A 15,030-nucleotide genomic window follows, 5' to 3' on the forward strand; every position below is an offset into this window, starting at 1 on the left:
TGTGAAGAAAAGGTGGGGGGCCGATGGCGGGATACCGTACCCGCTATCGGTCCCCCGTCCCCTGACGTACGGTTTCCGCAGATGAGAGAAACACCCCGCCCGCAGGGGACTGCGGGTGAATCCGGGTCGGAGCTTCCTCGGCACCGTCCCGGGCGTGCCTTCGCGCACACCACTGGGGCATCACGCTCCGGAACTCCTCACCGATCGGATGGCCGCTCGCCCCACACCCCCCGGGGCGCGCGGCAAACCGGTCCACTCGTCCGCTCCGGAACAACCCCCCCAGTTCCGGGGCGGACGGCTTTTTTCTTCTCCCTGGTGTCGGGTCTGTCGGCCCTCTTCGCGCTGACCACCTGGCAGATCGCCGCCGACGGCCCGCTGCGCGGCCTGGACGAGCGCGCCGGGCGGACCCTCGTCGGCCACGGCCCCCGGTGGCTCACCGAATTCCTCGCCGATCTCGGCAATGCGCAGGTCGCCCTTCCGGTGCTGGCCTGTGCGATCGGCTGGTCGGTGCTGCGTGGACGGCGGCGGGAGGCGCTGGGCGCGGCCCTCACGATGGCGGCGGTACCCCTGCTCGTCGTACCGCTGAAGGACTGGATCGCCCGGCCCGGGCCGCTGACGGAGGCCACCGGCTACTACCCGTCGGGGCACGCGGCGACGGCGGTGGTGGCGTACGGGGCTTCGGCGCTGCTGCTCGCCGGCCGGGGGCGGCACGCGTGGATGATGCCCGTCGCCGCCGTCCTGCTGACGGCGACGACGGGCATCGGTCTGGTGCTCCGCGGCTATCACTGGCCGCTGGATGTGCTGGGCAGCTGGTTCCTGTGCGGGCCGCTGCTCCTGCTGTTGTACGGGGTGCTCAGCCGAAGTAGGCGTCGAAGTTCTTCGAGAACTCCCAGTTGTTGAAGCGGTCCCAGTTGACGGACCAGGTCATCAGGCCGCGCAGGCCCGACCAGGTGCCGTGGGTGGCGTAGGAGCCGCAGTCGGTCTTCTTGGTGAGGCAGTTGAGCGCCTTGGAGACCTCGGCGGGCGAGGTGTGTCCGTTGCCCGCCTGGGTGGAGGCCGGGAGGCCGATCGCGATCTGGTCGGGCCGCAGGCCGGGGAAGACCTTCGTCTGGTCACCGGCGACGGGGAAGCCGGCCATCAGCATGTCGGTCATCGCGATGTGGAAGTCGGCGCCGCCCATGGAGTGGTACTGGTTGTCCAGCCCCATGATGGAGCCCGAGTTGTAGTCCTGGACGTGCAGCAGGGTGAGGTCGTCGCGCAGCGCGTGGATCACCGGCAGGTAGGCACCGGCGCGCGGGTCCTGGCCGCCCCAGGGGCCGGAGCCGTAGTACTGGTACCCGAGCTGCACGAAGAAGGTCTCCGGGGCCATGGTGAGGACGAACTTCTCGCCGTACTTGGCCTTGAGGGTCTTCACCGCCGAGATCAGGTTGACGATCACCGGGGTGGTGGGGTTCCGGAAGTCGGTGTCCCCGGTGTTCAGCGAGAGCGAGTGGCCCTCGAAGTCGATGTCCAGTCCGTCGAGGCCGTACTCGTCGATGATCTTGCTCACCGAGGAGACGAACATGTCCCGGGCGGCGGCGGTGGCGAGCTGCACCTGGCCGTTCTGGCCGCCGATGGAGATCAGCACCTTCTTGCCGGCGGCCTGCTTGGCCTTGATGGCCGCCTTGAACTCGGCCTCCGACTCGACGTTCGGGCACTCGGTGACCGGGCAGAGCTTGAAGCGGATGTCCCCCGAGGTGACGGAGGTCGGCTCGCCGAAGGCCAGGTCGATGACGTCCCAGGAGTCGGGCACGTCCGCCATGCGCGTGTAGCCGGAGCCGTTGGCGAAGCTGGCGTGCAGATAGCCGACGAGCGCGTGGGCGGGCAGCTGGGTACCGGTACCGCCTTCGCTGCCCTTGCCGGTGGTCGCCGGGACCGCGGCCGACTTGGCGGACTCGCCCGCCTCGTTGACGGCGCTGACCTGGAAGCTGTACGCGGTGGAGGCGCTGAGCCCCGTCACGGTCGCCGAGGTCCCGGTGACGCTCTGGACCTTGGTTCCGCCCCGGTAGACGTTGTAGCCGGTGGCCCCGGAGGAGCCGGTCCAGGACAGGGCGACCGAGGAGGAGGTGACCGTCCCGGCCTTGAGGGCCGTGGGGGCGGAGGGGAGCACGACCGGGTCGCCGCCGGGGCCGATGAGGCTGATGTCGTCGGCGTAGTAGGCCGGGGTGCCGTACCAGCCGTGCGTGTAGACGCCGACCGAGGTGGTGGACGGCCCGGTCGTGAAGGTGGTCGTGAGTTTCTGCCAGCCGGGCGCGGACTGCGTCCAGGTGGAGACGTCCGTCGTGCCGGTGCCCGAGGCGCCGAGGTAGACGTAACTGCCCTGCACCCAGGCGCTCAGCGTGTACGTGGAGCCGGGCTTGACCTTCACGGACTGGGAGCACTGCGCGTTGTCACTGCCGGCCGGGGTGGCTTTCAGCGCCGAGGTCCCGCCGTGTACGGGGGAGCTGACGGCCGCTCCGCTGCCGCCGGAGCAGTTCCAGCCGGACAGCCCGGCCTCGAAGGTGCCGTTGCTCGCCACTTCGGCGTCGGCCGCGGCGGCGGTGGGCGCCGAGGCGGCGAGACCGCCGGCGGCGAGGAGGGCGGCCGAGAAGGCGGCCACAAGTCCGGTCATGCGGGCGGGGGGTCTTGTGCGTTCCACAACGGCCTCCGTACAGGGGGGAATTGGTGCGGCGCGGGGAATTGGTGCGGCGCACACAACATGGTCCAGACCAATCGGGTTGTCAAGACCTCTGGCAATGTCAGACTCCCTCTCCACCCATGGGGCCGGCCGCCGCCTCGTGCATCGCGAGCTCCAGGAGGGCGGCGTCGGTGAGGGTTCCCGAGCCGTCGGGCGGGACGAGCCAGCGCACCTTTCCGGCCGGGCGGCCCGGGTGCGGGACGACGATCCAGGTGCCGCGCCCGGCCCCACGGATACCCGTGCCGACCCAGCGGGCGACGGTGCCCGGCGGCACGAAGAACCCCATCCGGGACTCGCCGAAGTCCGCGAGGACCGGTCCCGGCCGGTCGATGAGCCGGGTGAGCACGTCGAGCGTGGGGTAGCCCAGCTCCCCCGGCAGGATCAGTACGTCCCAGCGCCGGCCGGCGGGCAGGAGCGCGATCCCCCGCGGATCGCGCTCCCAGTCCCACCGGCAGGCGACCGGGTCGGGCGCCGCCGACGCCAGCCACTCGACCGCTGCCCTGACCTCCGAGCCCTTCATGGCTCGCCTCCGTACTCCGTGTCGCACCGGCCGGCCGGCGGGCGCGTTCACGGGAGAGAGCGGGTTGGCGGCGATCCATGACGCGGGTTCGGCTACTCATTGGTAGTGATCTGGGTCACGCCGGACCGTTGTCAGTGGCGGGTGGCAGACTCCGGAGCATGGAACACATGGGGGACGTGCGCAGTATCGAGGACCTCGTCGAGCTGGCCGGCCGCGGCGAGAAGGTGACGTACCTGCGCTTCTGGGGGCACCGGCCGCGCCCGGACGGCAGCATCGGCGCGAGCTGCCTCAGTCAGTGGTGGCCCTCGCCGTTCACGGTCGACGGCGTGACGTACGCGTCGGCGGAGCACTGGATGATGGCCGGCAAGGCCCGGCTCTTCGGCGACGCGGAGGCGGCGGAGCGGGCGGTGGCGGCGAAGAGCCCCGCCGAGGCGAAGAAGATCGGCCGGCTGGTCCGGGGCTTCGAGGACGCCGTCTGGACGCGTGAGCGGTACGGCCTGGTGGTGACGGGCAGCGTGCAGAAGTTCGGCCAGGACCCGGAGCTGGGCGCGTTCCTGCTCCGCACCGGCGACCGGGTGCTGGTGGAGGCGAGCCCCATGGACCGGATCTGGGGCATCGGGCTCGCGGCGGACGACCCGCGCGCCCAGGACCCGGCGGAGTGGCGCGGGCTCAATCTGCTGGGGTTCGCGCTGATGGCGGCCCGGGAGGAGCTGCGGGGCGCGCCCGGGTCCGTATGAGACGGCTCGCGGGGGCGACGGAGGTGTCCCCGTCGCCCCCGCGAGCCGTGGTCCCGGTGCGCTCAGGCGCGTACGGAGAAGTGGCCCAGCGACGGAAGCTCGCGCACCTCGGCGACGAGGGAGACGGGCGCGGGCTCGTCGTCGGACCCGCTGTCCTCGTCATCGAAGTCGTCGTTGGTCACGAGCCAGATGAAGAAGCCGAGGAAGGCCGCGCTGACGACGATCCCGATGGAGCCGAGGATGATTCCGGCCAGCGCCACGCCCCCGTTGTCGGCCTCGCCCCGCTGGGCGCGGCCGCGGCCGATGATGCCGAAGATCAGCGCGAGGACGCCGAGGATGATGCCCAGGCCGTACATGCAGAAGCCGGCCGTCGCGATGATGCCGAGCACCAGGGCGGCGATGCCCATCTCGTTGGCGGGTGCCGGTCCGCCCCAGGGATTCCCGTAGCCGGGGTAGCCCGGGTAGCCGTACTGCGGCGCCTGCCCGGCGGGGTAGCCGAACTGCGGGGGCTGGGCGCCGGGGTAGCCGTATCCCGGGGCCTGCGGGCCGGGGTAGCCGTACTGCGGCTGGGCGCCCGGGAAGCCGTCCTGGGGCCCCGGTCCGGCCTGACCGGGGCCGTTCGGCCCGACGGGCGGCGGGGGCACGGCGCCGGGGGTTCCGGGGGCGGCCCATCCGGCGGGCCCGGTCTGCGGGGTGCCGAATCCGGTGGGCGGGACCGGTCCCGTGCCGATGCCCGGCATGGAGGTGACCGTCTGCTGGTCGTGCACGGCGGGCGGGCGCGGGGCGCCGGATATGCCGTCGGCCGGTATGCCGTCGGCCGGGGCGTCGGGGCCGCGGGTCCCGGCGCCGGGCTTCTTGTCCAGGGGCACGCGGCTCGCCGGGGGCGCCGGGCTGTCCGAGGGCTCGGGGCTGCCCGGAGCAGCCGGGTCGTCGCGGGGCGTGCGCCGCTCCGGCGGTGCCCAGGGATCGATCGGTGCGGCCCCGTCCGCAGGCTGATCTGTGGTGTCTGACATGGGCCTCCCCCATCGTGATGCGGTCATGCTACGGGCCCGTCCTACGATGACTCCCGTCCCCCGCCCCGGTCGCCGCACGACCGGAGCCCGTCACACTCCACGCCCACGGAGGCCCCGATGACCGACCTGCACCCCTTCATCGCGGGGCTGCCCAAGGCCGAGCTCCATGTCCACCACGTCGGTTCGGCCTCCCCCCGCATCGTCGCGGAGCTGGCCGCGCACCACCCCGACTCCAAGGTCCCCACCGCCCCCGAGGCGCTGGCCGACTATTTCACCTTCACCGACTTCGCCCACTTCATCGACGTCTACCTGTCGGTCGTGGACCTGATCCGCACCCCGGAGGACGTCCGGCTGCTGACGTACGAGGTCGCCCGCGACATGGCCCGGCAGAACATCCGGTACGCGGAGCTGACGGTCACCCCGTTCTCCTCGACCCGGCGCGGCATTCCCGAGCAGGGGTTCATGGAGGCGATCGAGGACGCCCGCAAGGCGGCCGAGCGGGAGCTCGGCGTCGTACTGCGCTGGTGCTTCGACATCCCAGGCGAGGCCGGTCTGGAGGCCGCCGAGGAGACCACCCGGCTCGCGGTGGACCTGCGGCCCGAGGGGCTGGTGTCGTTCGGCCTCGGCGGCCCGGAGATCGGCGTGGACCGCCCGCAGTTCAAGCCCTACTTCGACCGCGCGATCGCCGAGGGCCTGCACTCGGTCCCGCACGCCGGGGAGACCACGGGCCCGCAGACCGTCTGGGACGCGCTGACCGAGCTGCGCGCCGAGCGCATCGGCCACGGCACCAGCTCGGTCGCCGACCCCAAGCTGCTCGACCACCTCGCCGAGCGGCGCATCGCGCTGGAGGTCTGCCCCACGTCCAACATCGCGACCCGGGCGGTGAAGGACATCGAGCAGCACCCGGTCCGCGAGATGGTCCAGGCCGGGGTGCTGGTCACGATCAACAGCGACGACCCGCCCATGTTCGGCACCGACCTCAACAACGAGTACGCGGTGGCCGCCCGCATTCTCGGTCTGGACGAACACGGTGTGGCCGCGCTCGCGAAGAACGCCGTCGAGGCGTCCTTCCTGGACCCGGCCGGCAAGCGGACGCTGTCCGACGAGATCGACACGTACACCGCCAACTGGCTGACCCGCGCCGGACGCTGACGTGCCGGCGGTGACAATGGCCCCATGCCCACGCCCACGCCTGTCACCGCCGTCGCGCATCGCGGCGATCCGTACCGCGCCCGTGAGAACACCCTCTCCTCGATCCGCTCCGCGCTCGAACGCGGGGCGGACGCGGTGGAGATCGACGTCCGGGTCACCCGGGACGGGGTGCCGGTCCTGCTGCACGACGCCACGCTGGACCGGCTGTGGGGCCATGACCTGCGGCTGGACCGGCTCAGCCACCAGGAGCTGACCGAGCTGACGGCGGGCGGGGTGCCGACGCTGCGCGAGGCGCTGCTCGCCGTCGGCACGCACCGCGTGATGATCGACCTGCCGGGCTCCACGCCGGAGTCGGTGAAGCGCACGGTGGGTGTGGTGCGGGAGTGCGGCGCCGGCGAGCGCGTGTACTACTGCGCGGGGCCCGAGGCGATGCTGCGGGTGCGGGCGGCCGACCCGTCCGCCGAGATCGCGATGACCTGGACGACGCTCGCTCCCCCGCGTGCGGCGCTGCTCGACGCGGTCCGACCGCGCTGGCTGAACTACCGGTTCGGGCTGGTCAGCCGGGAGCTGACGGACCGCAACCACCGCGACGGGCTGCTGGTCTCGGCCTGGACCGCCGACACCGGCCGGACGATGCGCCGACTGCTCGCGCACGGCGTGGACTCGGTCACCACCAACCGGATCGACGTGCTCCGCAAGCTGCTCGACCGGCACGGGGCCGGGTGACCCGGCCCCGTAAAGCCGTCAGACGGTCACCGGCTCCGGCTCCGGCACGCGTTCCAGGGCTTCCAGGCGCTTGATCTTGCGGTGCACGATCAGCAGCGGGATCACCCCGAAGACGCCGAACGACATGTCGATGATCGACCACCAGAACGGGATGTCGCGGATCGGGCCGCAGATCAGCGCGAGCGGGATGATCCCGGCGCAGGCGATCATGCCGAACTCGATCACCCAGATGTTGCGGACCGGGTCGCGGTAGGGCCCGTAGAAGGCGACCGCGATGACCAGGTGGGCGAAGGCCAGCCAGTCGGTGCCGTACAGCACGAAGGGATACCGGGCGTCGGCCTCGTCCAGGCCGGTGCGGACTCGGGTGATCCACTCCAGCAGAGCCGGGAAGTGCTCGGGGACGGGAGAGGCCGAGGACGTCAGCAGATCCTCGGTCCAGCGCAGTTCGTGGACGAGCGGGAAGGCGGTCAGCCCGCTCAGAACCAGACAGACGATGAAGACGACCAACCACACGCGTATACGCCTTCGCAGGGCGTTTCGCTCGCTCATGTCCGCAGCGTACGCCCGCATTTACCGGCTCTTTACGCCACCCCCGGTATAGGGCCGCAAGAGCCGCGCCCCCGTGTGAACCGGCCGGTTCACACGGGGGCGCGGAGGTGGTCGCTCAGCCCTCGATGGACGTCATCACGTGCTTGATGCGCGTGTAGTCCTCGAAGCCGTAGGCCGAGAGGTCCTTGCCGTAGCCGGACTTCTTGAAACCGCCGTGCGGCATCTCGGCGACCAGCGGGATGTGGGTGTTGATCCAGACGCAGCCGAAGTCCAGGTTCTTGGACATCCGCATGGCGCGCGCGTGGTCCTTGGTCCACACCGAGGAGGCCAGGGCGTACTCGACGCCGTTCGCCCACTCCACGGCCTGCGCCTCGTCGCGGAACGACTGGACGGTGATGACCGGGCCGAAGACCTCGTGCTGGATGATCTCGTCGTCCTGCTTGAGCCCGGAGACGACGGTCGGGGCGTAGAAGTAGCCCTTGTCACCGACCCGGTGGCCGCCCGCTTCGACCCGGGCGTGGGCGGGAAGGCGCTCGATGAAGCCGCTGACCTGGGCCAGCTGGTTGGCGTTGTTGAGCGGGCCGTAGAGCACGTCCTCGTCGTCCGGCAGGCCGGTCTTCGTGTCGGCGGCGGCCTTGGCGAGCGCGGTGACGAACTCGTCGTGGATGGACTCGTGGACCAGCACGCGCGTGGCGGCCGTGCAGTCCTGGCCGGCGTTGAAGTAACCCGCGACCGAGATGTCCTCGACGGCCTTGGCGAGGTCGGTGTCCTCGAAGACGACGACGGGCGCCTTGCCGCCGAGCTCCAGGTGGACCCGTTTGACGTCCTTGGCGGCCGACTCGGCGACCTGCATGCCGGCCCGCACCGAGCCGGTGATGGAGGCCATCGCCGGGGTCCGGTGCTCGACCATCGCGCGGCCGGTGTCGCGGTCGCCGCAGATGACGTTGAAGACGCCCTTGGGCAGGATCCGCCCGATGATCTCGGCGATCAGCACGGTCGAGGCGGGCGTGGTGTCGGACGGCTTGATGACGACGGTGTTGCCCGCGGCGAGCGCCGGGGCGAACTTCCAGACGGCCATCATCATCGGGTAGTTCCACGGCGCGACCTGCGCGCAGACGCCGACCGGCTCGCGGCGCACGATGGAGGTCAGCCCCTCCATGTACTCACCGGCCGAGCGCCCCTCCAGGAGCCGGGCGGCGCCCGCGAAGAAGCGGATCTGGTCCACCATCGGCGGGATCTCTTCGGTGCGGGTCAGCCCGATCGGCTTGCCGGTGTTCTCGGACTCGGCGGCGATGAGGTCCTCGGCCCGCTCCTCGAACGCGTCCGCGATCTTGAGCAGGGCGCGCTGGCGCTCGGCCGGTGTGGCGTCGCGCCAGGCGGGGAACGCGGCCGCGGCGGCGGCCATCGCGGCGTCGACGTCGGCGGGTCCGGAGAGCGGCGAGGTCGCGTAGACCTCCTCGGTCACCGGGTTGACCACGTCGATCGTCCGCCCGTCGGCGGCGTCCCGGAACTCCCCGTTGATGTAGTTGCGCAGACGGCGTACCTCGGCGGTCACGGCCACCCCTCCTCGTGTATGTCCAATGGGTGAGACGACCAGCGTAGTCGGGCACCGGTGTGCTGTGCCGGGCAAGGGCCCGTCGTGAAATTCCCCCGGGTCCGGAGCGGCCCGGATGCGGCCGATCGAGTGGGAAGAGGCGGGCCCGGGCCGTGTGCTGTCCGTTCACCGCGATCCGAATCCTTACGGTGCCGAGTGACCGATCGGCCCTCTCTTCGTTCCCCCGTACGGGGGACGGGATATCTGATCTGAACCGAGGTGTACGCCATGGTGGCCCCGCCGGACAACGATGTGATCTGGGCGCGTTCCCTGCAGCACTCCCACAACGGCTCACCCGCGCTCGGCGGGGTCTCCCTGGGCATCCGCGACGGCGAGATCCTCGCGGTGACCGGTCCGCGCGGCAGCGGCAAGACGACTCTGCTGCACTGCCTCTCCGGCCAGCTGGTGCCCGAGCAGGGCGAGGTCTGGTTCAACAGCGTGCCCGTGCACACGATGGGGCCGAGGCTGCGCGAGCGACTGCGCCGCGACAAGTTCGGCTGGATCGCTCCCGAGCCGCAGCTCGTCCCGGAGCTGAACACCTGGGAGAACACCGCCCTGCCGCTCCTGCTGCGCGGCGCCTCGCACCGGGAGGCCAGGAAGGCCGCCATGGAGTGGCTGGAGCGCCTGGACATCGGCCCGTGCGCCAAGAAGCGCCCGCACACCCTCCAGCAGAGCCAGCGGCAGCGGATCGCCGTGGCCCGCGCGCTGGCCACCGGGCCCTCGGTGATCTTCGCCGACGAGCCGACCGCGACGCTGCACCGCACGGACCGCACGCACGTCCTGCGGACCCTGACCAGTGCCGCCCGCTCGCACGGGATCACGGTGGTGCTCGCCACGCACGACACCGAGATCGCCGCGCTCGCCGACCGTGTGGTGCCGCTGCTCGACGGGCGCCGGGTCTCCACCGTCGGCCTGCCCGCCGAAGCCGATCCGGAGGGGCGCGCGGCGTGCTCGCTCTCCGTCTAGCCCGCGGTTCCCATCCACTGGTCCTGCTGCGCCGGCTGCTGGTCGCGGCCGCCTCCGCCGGGGTCGGCTTCCTCCTGCTGTGCACCCTCGGCTACACCGCCGCGCACCCGCACTCGGCGGGGGCGGTACTGCGGCTGCTGTGGTGCTTCGTCCCGCTGGCGGCCACCGTGCAGTTCGCCGTCGCGGTGGCCCGCACGGACCCGAGCACCCGGCCGCGCGGCGGGCTGTCCGCCGTGGGCCTCGGCCCGGTGAAGCTCAGCGTGCTCGCCGCGGTCTCCACCGCCGTCTCCTGCACCCTCGGCTCCGCGGTCGCGCTGCTGTTCTTCCTGCATCTGCGCGGTGACCTGTCCGGGCTGCCGTTCGACGGTGCCGCCGCCGACCTGCTCGGCGCGGACGCGTCGCTGCCCATCGCCGCCGTGCTGGTCCTGCTGGCCCTGGTGCCGGTGGCGGCCGCGACGGGCAGTGCCCTGGCGCTGCGCGGCCGCCCCGCGGGGGCGGCGCGCGACACGGACGACGGCGGCGACCTGGTGCCCGCCGAGGAGATCCCCGCCCCCGCCGCGCCGCCGGGCGGGCTGCCCTGGGGGGTGGCCCTGACCGCCGCCGGTCTCGCCGTCGAGGCGTACGCGAGCCGGGGCACGCCCGGCAGCCCCTTCCCGCTCCCGGGCAAGCTGGACTCCACCCCGGCCTGGGTGCTCGTCGGCTGGACGCTCACGGCGATCGGCCTGGCCGCGGCGGGCCCCGGCCTGACCTATCTGTGCGGCAAGCTGCTCCAGACGGCCCGGCCCGGGGCCGTACGCCTGCTGGCCGGCCGGGTCCTGATGGACGAGGCGCGCCGGATCGGCCGCCCGCTCGGCATCGTCTGCGCGGTCCTGTCGGCGGTCATCGCCGCCTTCGCACTGTACGGGACCGGGCCCCGGCCGTTCGGACCGCTCACCGCGCTGGGAGCGGTGCTCGTCGTCGGCTGCACCACCGCGACGCTGCTGACCTCGGCCCTGGAGGCCCGCCAGGCCCGCGCCGAGACGGCCAGGGCGCTGCTGCGGCTGGGGGCCCCGGCCTCGGCGCTGCGCGCGGCGACCGCGTTGCGCGCGGTGGCGCTGCTGGTCCTCTTCGCCCCGCTCACCTGGGCGATCGCCGAACTGGCCGCGCTGCCGCTGACCCCCTGAGCGCGGCTCGACGCGACCACCGGACCGGCCGGGCCCCTTGCCCGGCCGGTTTCGCGCGTTTCCGGGTGCGTGCCCGGATCGGATGAGCGTTTCGTAGCATGAGCTGCGTGGAGAGCCCGGACGAGTACAAGAGCGGCCACGGCGACGAGATCGAGTCGGCGGCCGAGTTCGACGCGGCGGTGGCCGCCGGTTCGCTGGCCGGGCGCCGTGTGCAGTCGGTGGACCTGACGGAGCGGAGCGCGGCGCTGCTGGCCACGGACACCGCCGGCGCCGTGTTCCTCGGCTGCCCGATGGAGCCCGGCCCCGAGGAGAAGGTCCGGGCCGGCGGGGCGTTCGTCTTCCCGCCCGTCCCCGGCCTGCCCTTCGACCCGTACCGGGGCCTGCTCTACTCCCCCGACGCGCTCTACGACGGACTCGCGCGGGAGGGTTACGCGGTCACGCCGGACGCCCTCGCGTACGACTGGTTCCGGCGGACCCGGTCGGACGGCGACGCGTTCGCCTCGATGCTCCGGGCGCTCCACGACGACGCGATCTCGGACGCGCTGGCGGAGGTGCTCGCCGGGGCCCGGGTGGCCGGTGTGATGGGCGGCCACGCGACGCCCCGGGGCAGCGCCGGTTACGCGGAGGCGGCCCGGCTCGGCAGGACCCTGGCCCGCGGCGGCCTCACCGTGGCGACCGGGGGCGGCCCGGGCGCGATGGAGGCGGCCAACCTGGGGGCGTACGCGGCGCCGCACGACGACGCGATGCTGGACGAGGCGTGCGCGATGCTGGGCGCGGTGCCGTCCTTCACGCCCTCGGTCACCGACTGGGCGCGGGCGGCCTTCGCGGTCCGGGAGCGCTGGCCGGACGGCGGCCCGTCCGTGTCGATCCCCACCTGGTTCTACGGCCACGAGCCGCCGAACCCGTTCGCCGGGCACATCGCGAAGTACTTCACCAACGCGCTGCGCGAGGACGGGCTGCTGGCCCGGTCGAACGCGGGCGTGATCTTCCTCCCCGGCGCGGCCGGCACCGTCCAGGAGATCTTCGACAGCGTCACCCCGAACTACTACGAGTCACGCGGCGAACCCGTCCCGATGGTTCTGGTGGGCCACGACCACTGGACCCGCGAGGTTCCCGCCTGGCCCCTCCTGCAAACCCTGGCGTCCGGCCGGAAGATGGAGTCCCGCATCGCCTTGGTCGACACGGTGGAGGAGGCGCCCGACGCCCTTGCCCGTCTCTCGGGGGCGTGAACGCGACATTCCGTGAACGGCCCCGCGGTTGACCTTGACGCAGCGGCAAGGTTTCTACTGGCGGCATGCGAATCGGAGAGATCGCCGCGCTCGTGGGGCTGACCACCCGGGCGATCCGGCACTACCACCATGCCGGTCTGCTCCCGGAGCCGGCGCGGCGCCCCAACGGCTACCGGGCGTACAGCATCCGCGATGCCGTGCTGCTCGCCCGGGTGCGCCGGCTCACCGAGCTCGGTCTCGGTCTCGATGAGGTGCGTGACGTCCTCGCCGATGACGCCGGGCGCGAGCTGGCCGAGGTGCTGGAGGAACTCGACGCGGACCTGGCCCGCCAGGAGGCGGCGATCCGGGAGCGGCGTCGCCGCCTCGCCGCCCTGCTCGCCGAGCCGCCCGGCGCCACCGGCCCCGTCTCGCCCGCCCTCGCCGCGCTGCTGGCACAGGCCCCGGAGACCGATTCGCCGAGCGCGGCCAAGGACCGCGATTACCTCACGCTGATGGACGCACCCGGCACCGGGGCCCAGGAGATTTTCGCGTTGTTCGAAACGCTGGTCACGGACCCCGCGGTCATCGAACTGTACGAGCGCCTGGACGCGCTCGCCGAGGCCCCGGCCGACGATCCGCGGATCGCCCCGCTGGCGGCCGACCTCATGGCGGCCGTCCCCGAGGAACTGTTCGCCGCGATTCCCGAGGACGGGGTGGTCGTTACCGGGTTCAAGGAGGCGATGCTCGCCGAGTACGCCCCCGCGCAGGCGGAGGTCGTGGGCCGGCTCATGGACGCCTTCATCGCGAGGGGCCGGGGATGAGCGGCGTACGAAGGGCACGGGTCGCCGCAGCCGCCGTGCTGTCCGGGGAACTGGCCCTGGCGGTCTGCCTGCTGGCCGGGGTCCGGCCGCCCGGGTGGGCCATGGCGGGCGCCGAGGCGCTGGTGCTCGCCGTACTGCTCCTGGAGGCCCGGGTGCTGCGCTCGCTGTACGTCGCGGCACGCGCGGGCGGCGCGGACCCCCGGGCGGCGCGGCGGGCCGCCGTGGAGCAGGCGGTGCCGGTGGCGGTCCGCCGTCTGGTCCTCCACGAGTTGCGCGCCGTCGCCTCCCTGGGGCGGTGGATCCGGCGCCGGACGCACGGTGTGCGCCCCGGGGACCTCGCCGTCGCGTACACCGGACCGCAGACCGCGATGATGTACGGGCTGCTCTTCGTGATGGCCGTCGAGACGGTGGGCCTGGCCCTCCTCATCCCGTGGCCGGTGGTCCACCGGGTGTTCCTGGTGCTCGACCTGTACGGCCTTGTCCTGGTGCTGGCCCTGCACGCCGCCTGCGTCACCCGGCCGCACGTCGTGCACCCCGACGGCTCTCTGCGGATACGTTACGGAGCCCTGTTCGACCTCGTCGTGCCGCGCGACGCGGTCGCCTCGGCCCGGGTCGACCGGCGCTACCCGGAGGGCCGCCTGATCACCGTCTCCGACGACGGGGTCCTCGACCTGATCGTGGGCAGCCAGACCTCGGTGACCCTGGAGCTGAACCGGCCGCTGCCCTTCACCCGCCCGCTCGGCGCTCCGGAGGGGGCCCACACGATCCGCTTCCACGCCGACGACCCCCGCGCGCTGGTCGACGCGCTACGCCGGCCCGCCTGAGGGCGCGCGGCCCGGTCAGAACAGCGCGGGCAGCACCACGCACTCGGACGCGTCGAAGGTGACGCCCACCCGCGCACCCTCCTCCGGTGTCCCGCGCAGCGAGCACTCGGCCTCCAGCGCCGGGCCGTGCTCCGGGTGCAGGGTCACGGCGACATGGCTGCCCCGGAAGGTGCGCGCGCCCACGACGCAGCGCAGCCCCTTCTCCGGCCCGCCGATCCGTACCCCGGCCGGCCGCACCAGCAGGTCGCACGCGCCCTGCGGTGACCCCGCCGGCACCGGCACCTCGCCCCAGTCCGTGTCCGCCGCCTCGCCCTCGACGGTCGCCTCGACCACGTTGTCGAAGCCCAGGAACCGGGCCACGAAGGCGGAGGCGGGGCGCTGCCACACCTCCAGCGGGGTGCCCACCTGGGCGACGCGGCCCTCGCGCATCACGACGACCCGGTCGGCCAGCGCGAACGCCTCGCCCTGGTCGTGGGTGACGGCGAGCACGGTGGTGCCGAGGCGGCCGAAGAGGGCGCGCAGCTCCACGACGAGCCGTTCGCGCAGGCTGCGGTCCAGCTGGCCCAGGGGCTCGTCGAGCATCAGCAGCCTGGGGCTGGGGGCGAGGGCCCGGGCCAGGGCGACGCGCTGCTGCTCGCCGCCGGAGAGCGCGGCGACGGCGCGGCGTTCGGCGCCGGGGAGGCCCACGAGGTCGAGGAGTTCGGCGACGCGGCGGTCCTGTTCGCCCCGTCCGGCCCCGTGCATCCGCAGGCCGAAGGCGACGTTGGCGCCGACGTCCCGGTGCGGGAAGAGCTGGTGGTCCTGGAACATCAGGCCGAGGCCGCGCCGGTGGACCGGGATGCCGTCCTGGTCGGTGCCGTCGAGCAGGACCCGGCCGCCGTCCGGCTCCTGGAGCCCGGCGACCAGGCGCAGCAGGGTGGACTTGCCGCTGCCGCTCGGCCCGAGGACGCAGACGGTCTCGTGGTCGGCGACCTCCAGATCGACCCCGTCGAGCGCGGCCCGGTCACCGAAGCGGACGGTGGCCGATTCGAGCGTCAGCAT

At 72.9% G+C, this 15,030-nt stretch carries 14 protein-coding genes and 1 pseudogene; 9 read left to right on the plus strand and 6 right to left on the minus strand.

The features are described 5' to 3' along the window. Nucleotides 1–81 precede the first annotated feature (81 nt). On the plus strand, nt 82–900 hold the full coding sequence (locus tag OG867_RS06880; RefSeq protein WP_406283622.1) for a phosphatase PAP2 family protein: 819 nt from the start codon (nt 82–84) through the stop codon (nt 898–900). On the opposite strand, the gene OG867_RS06885 is transcribed toward OG867_RS06880, so the two are convergent. Next, entirely contained in the window at nt 854–2,677 is a 1,824-nt protein-coding gene (locus OG867_RS06885) for a chitinase (protein WP_406283624.1), read from the minus strand. The genes OG867_RS06880 and OG867_RS06885 overlap by 47 nt on opposite strands. A 100-nt stretch (nt 2,678–2,777) precedes the next feature. Then, a complete protein-coding gene (locus tag OG867_RS06890; protein WP_406283626.1) occupies nt 2,778–3,236 on the minus strand; it encodes a hypothetical protein in 459 nt (152 codons plus the stop codon). Between the two features lie 167 nt (nt 3,237–3,403). Between OG867_RS06890 and OG867_RS06895 the strand changes: the two genes are divergently transcribed. Continuing rightward, nucleotides 3,404–3,973, plus strand: coding sequence for an NADAR family protein (locus OG867_RS06895; protein ID WP_406290803.1), 570 nt, complete (start codon nt 3,404–3,406; stop codon nt 3,971–3,973). Nucleotides 3,974–4,035: 62 nt separating this feature from the next. On the opposite strand, the gene OG867_RS06900 is transcribed toward OG867_RS06895, so the two are convergent. Further along, nucleotides 4,036–4,842: a DUF4190 domain-containing protein gene (locus OG867_RS06900; RefSeq protein WP_406290805.1), complete on the minus strand. Its 807-nt coding sequence runs from the start codon at nt 4,840–4,842 to the stop codon at nt 4,036–4,038. Between the two features lie 261 nt (nt 4,843–5,103). On the opposite strand from OG867_RS06900, the gene OG867_RS06905 reads away from it, so the two are divergent. Both OG867_RS06905 and OG867_RS06910 read left to right on the plus strand, forming a co-directional pair. After that, entirely contained in the window at nt 5,104–6,138 is a 1,035-nt protein-coding gene (locus tag OG867_RS06905; RefSeq protein WP_328902660.1) for an adenosine deaminase, read from the plus strand. A gap of 24 nt (nt 6,139–6,162) precedes the next feature. Then, on the plus strand, nt 6,163–6,864 hold the full coding sequence (locus tag OG867_RS06910; protein WP_328902659.1) for a glycerophosphodiester phosphodiesterase: 702 nt from the start codon (nt 6,163–6,165) through the stop codon (nt 6,862–6,864). An 18-nt stretch (nt 6,865–6,882) separates the two neighbouring features. Here OG867_RS06910 and OG867_RS06915 read toward each other — a convergent pair whose 3' ends face one another. Then, nucleotides 6,883–7,413, minus strand: a complete 531-nt coding sequence (locus tag OG867_RS06915) for a hypothetical protein (protein ID WP_406283628.1) — start codon at nt 7,411–7,413, stop codon at nt 6,883–6,885. A gap of 115 nt (nt 7,414–7,528) precedes the next feature. Continuing rightward, the gene (locus OG867_RS06920) at nt 7,529–8,968 is read right to left on the minus strand and encodes a gamma-aminobutyraldehyde dehydrogenase (protein WP_406283630.1); all 1,440 of its coding nucleotides are present in this window, start codon (nt 8,966–8,968) and stop codon (nt 7,529–7,531) included. Between the two features lie 351 nt (nt 8,969–9,319). On the opposite strand from OG867_RS06920, the pseudogene OG867_RS06925 reads away from it, so the two are divergent. The 5 genes and pseudogenes from OG867_RS06925 to OG867_RS06945 all read left to right on the plus strand — a co-directional run. Continuing rightward, a pseudogene (locus OG867_RS06925) lies at nt 9,320–9,973 on the plus strand (ABC transporter ATP-binding protein); the annotation flags it as partial. Further along, complete coding sequence (locus tag OG867_RS06930) at nt 9,955–11,136, plus strand: hypothetical protein (protein WP_328902655.1); 1,182 nt, start codon at nt 9,955–9,957, stop codon at nt 11,134–11,136. The pseudogene OG867_RS06925 and the gene OG867_RS06930, both read left to right, overlap by 19 nt. A 98-nt stretch (nt 11,137–11,234) precedes the next feature. Continuing rightward, nucleotides 11,235–12,365, plus strand: coding sequence for a Rossmann fold nucleotide-binding protein (locus OG867_RS06935; RefSeq protein WP_406283632.1), 1,131 nt, complete (start codon nt 11,235–11,237; stop codon nt 12,363–12,365). A 65-nt stretch (nt 12,366–12,430) separates the two neighbouring features. Then, complete coding sequence (locus tag OG867_RS06940; protein WP_328902653.1) at nt 12,431–13,165, plus strand: MerR family transcriptional regulator; 735 nt, start codon at nt 12,431–12,433, stop codon at nt 13,163–13,165. Next, the gene (locus OG867_RS06945; protein WP_406283635.1) at nt 13,162–13,989 is read left to right on the plus strand and encodes a hypothetical protein; all 828 of its coding nucleotides are present in this window, start codon (nt 13,162–13,164) and stop codon (nt 13,987–13,989) included. The genes OG867_RS06940 and OG867_RS06945 overlap by 4 nt, the downstream gene beginning before the upstream one ends. Nucleotides 13,990–14,004: 15 nt before the next feature. Here OG867_RS06945 and OG867_RS06950 read toward each other — a convergent pair whose 3' ends face one another. Beyond that, nucleotides 14,005–15,030 carry an ABC transporter ATP-binding protein gene (locus OG867_RS06950; RefSeq protein WP_328902651.1) on the minus strand — a complete coding sequence of 342 codons (1,026 nt, stop codon included), beginning with the start codon at nt 15,028–15,030 and terminating at the stop codon, nt 14,005–14,007.

Origin of the sequence: Streptomyces sp. NBC_00209, assembly GCF_045206345.1 — a bacterium.
Classification (GTDB): domain Bacteria; phylum Actinomycetota; class Actinomycetes; order Streptomycetales; family Streptomycetaceae; genus Streptomyces.

What these genes read in the sequence shown, in the direction of transcription:
- OG867_RS06945 (WP_406283635.1), top strand. Translation starts at nt 13,162, where the DNA reads ATGAGCGGCGTACGAAGGGCACGGGTCGCCGCAGCCGCCGTGCTGTCC.
- OG867_RS06940 (WP_328902653.1), top strand. Translation starts at nt 12,431, where the DNA reads ATGCGAATCGGAGAGATCGCCGCGCTCGTGGGGCTGACCACCCGGGCG.
- OG867_RS06950 (WP_328902651.1), bottom strand. Translation starts at nt 15,030, where the DNA reads ATGCTGACGCTCGAATCGGCCACCGTCCGCTTCGGTGACCGGGCCGCG.
- OG867_RS06915 (WP_406283628.1), bottom strand. Translation starts at nt 7,413, where the DNA reads ATGAGCGAGCGAAACGCCCTGCGAAGGCGTATACGCGTGTGGTTGGTC.
- OG867_RS06880 (WP_406283622.1), top strand. Translation starts at nt 82, where the DNA reads ATGAGAGAAACACCCCGCCCGCAGGGGACTGCGGGTGAATCCGGGTCG.
- OG867_RS06895 (WP_406290803.1), top strand. Translation starts at nt 3,404, where the DNA reads ATGGGGGACGTGCGCAGTATCGAGGACCTCGTCGAGCTGGCCGGCCGC.
- OG867_RS06910 (WP_328902659.1), top strand. Translation starts at nt 6,163, where the DNA reads ATGCCCACGCCCACGCCTGTCACCGCCGTCGCGCATCGCGGCGATCCG.
- OG867_RS06935 (WP_406283632.1), top strand. Translation starts at nt 11,235, where the DNA reads ATGAGCTGCGTGGAGAGCCCGGACGAGTACAAGAGCGGCCACGGCGAC.
- OG867_RS06890 (WP_406283626.1), bottom strand. Translation starts at nt 3,236, where the DNA reads ATGAAGGGCTCGGAGGTCAGGGCAGCGGTCGAGTGGCTGGCGTCGGCG.
- OG867_RS06905 (WP_328902660.1), top strand. Translation starts at nt 5,104, where the DNA reads ATGACCGACCTGCACCCCTTCATCGCGGGGCTGCCCAAGGCCGAGCTC.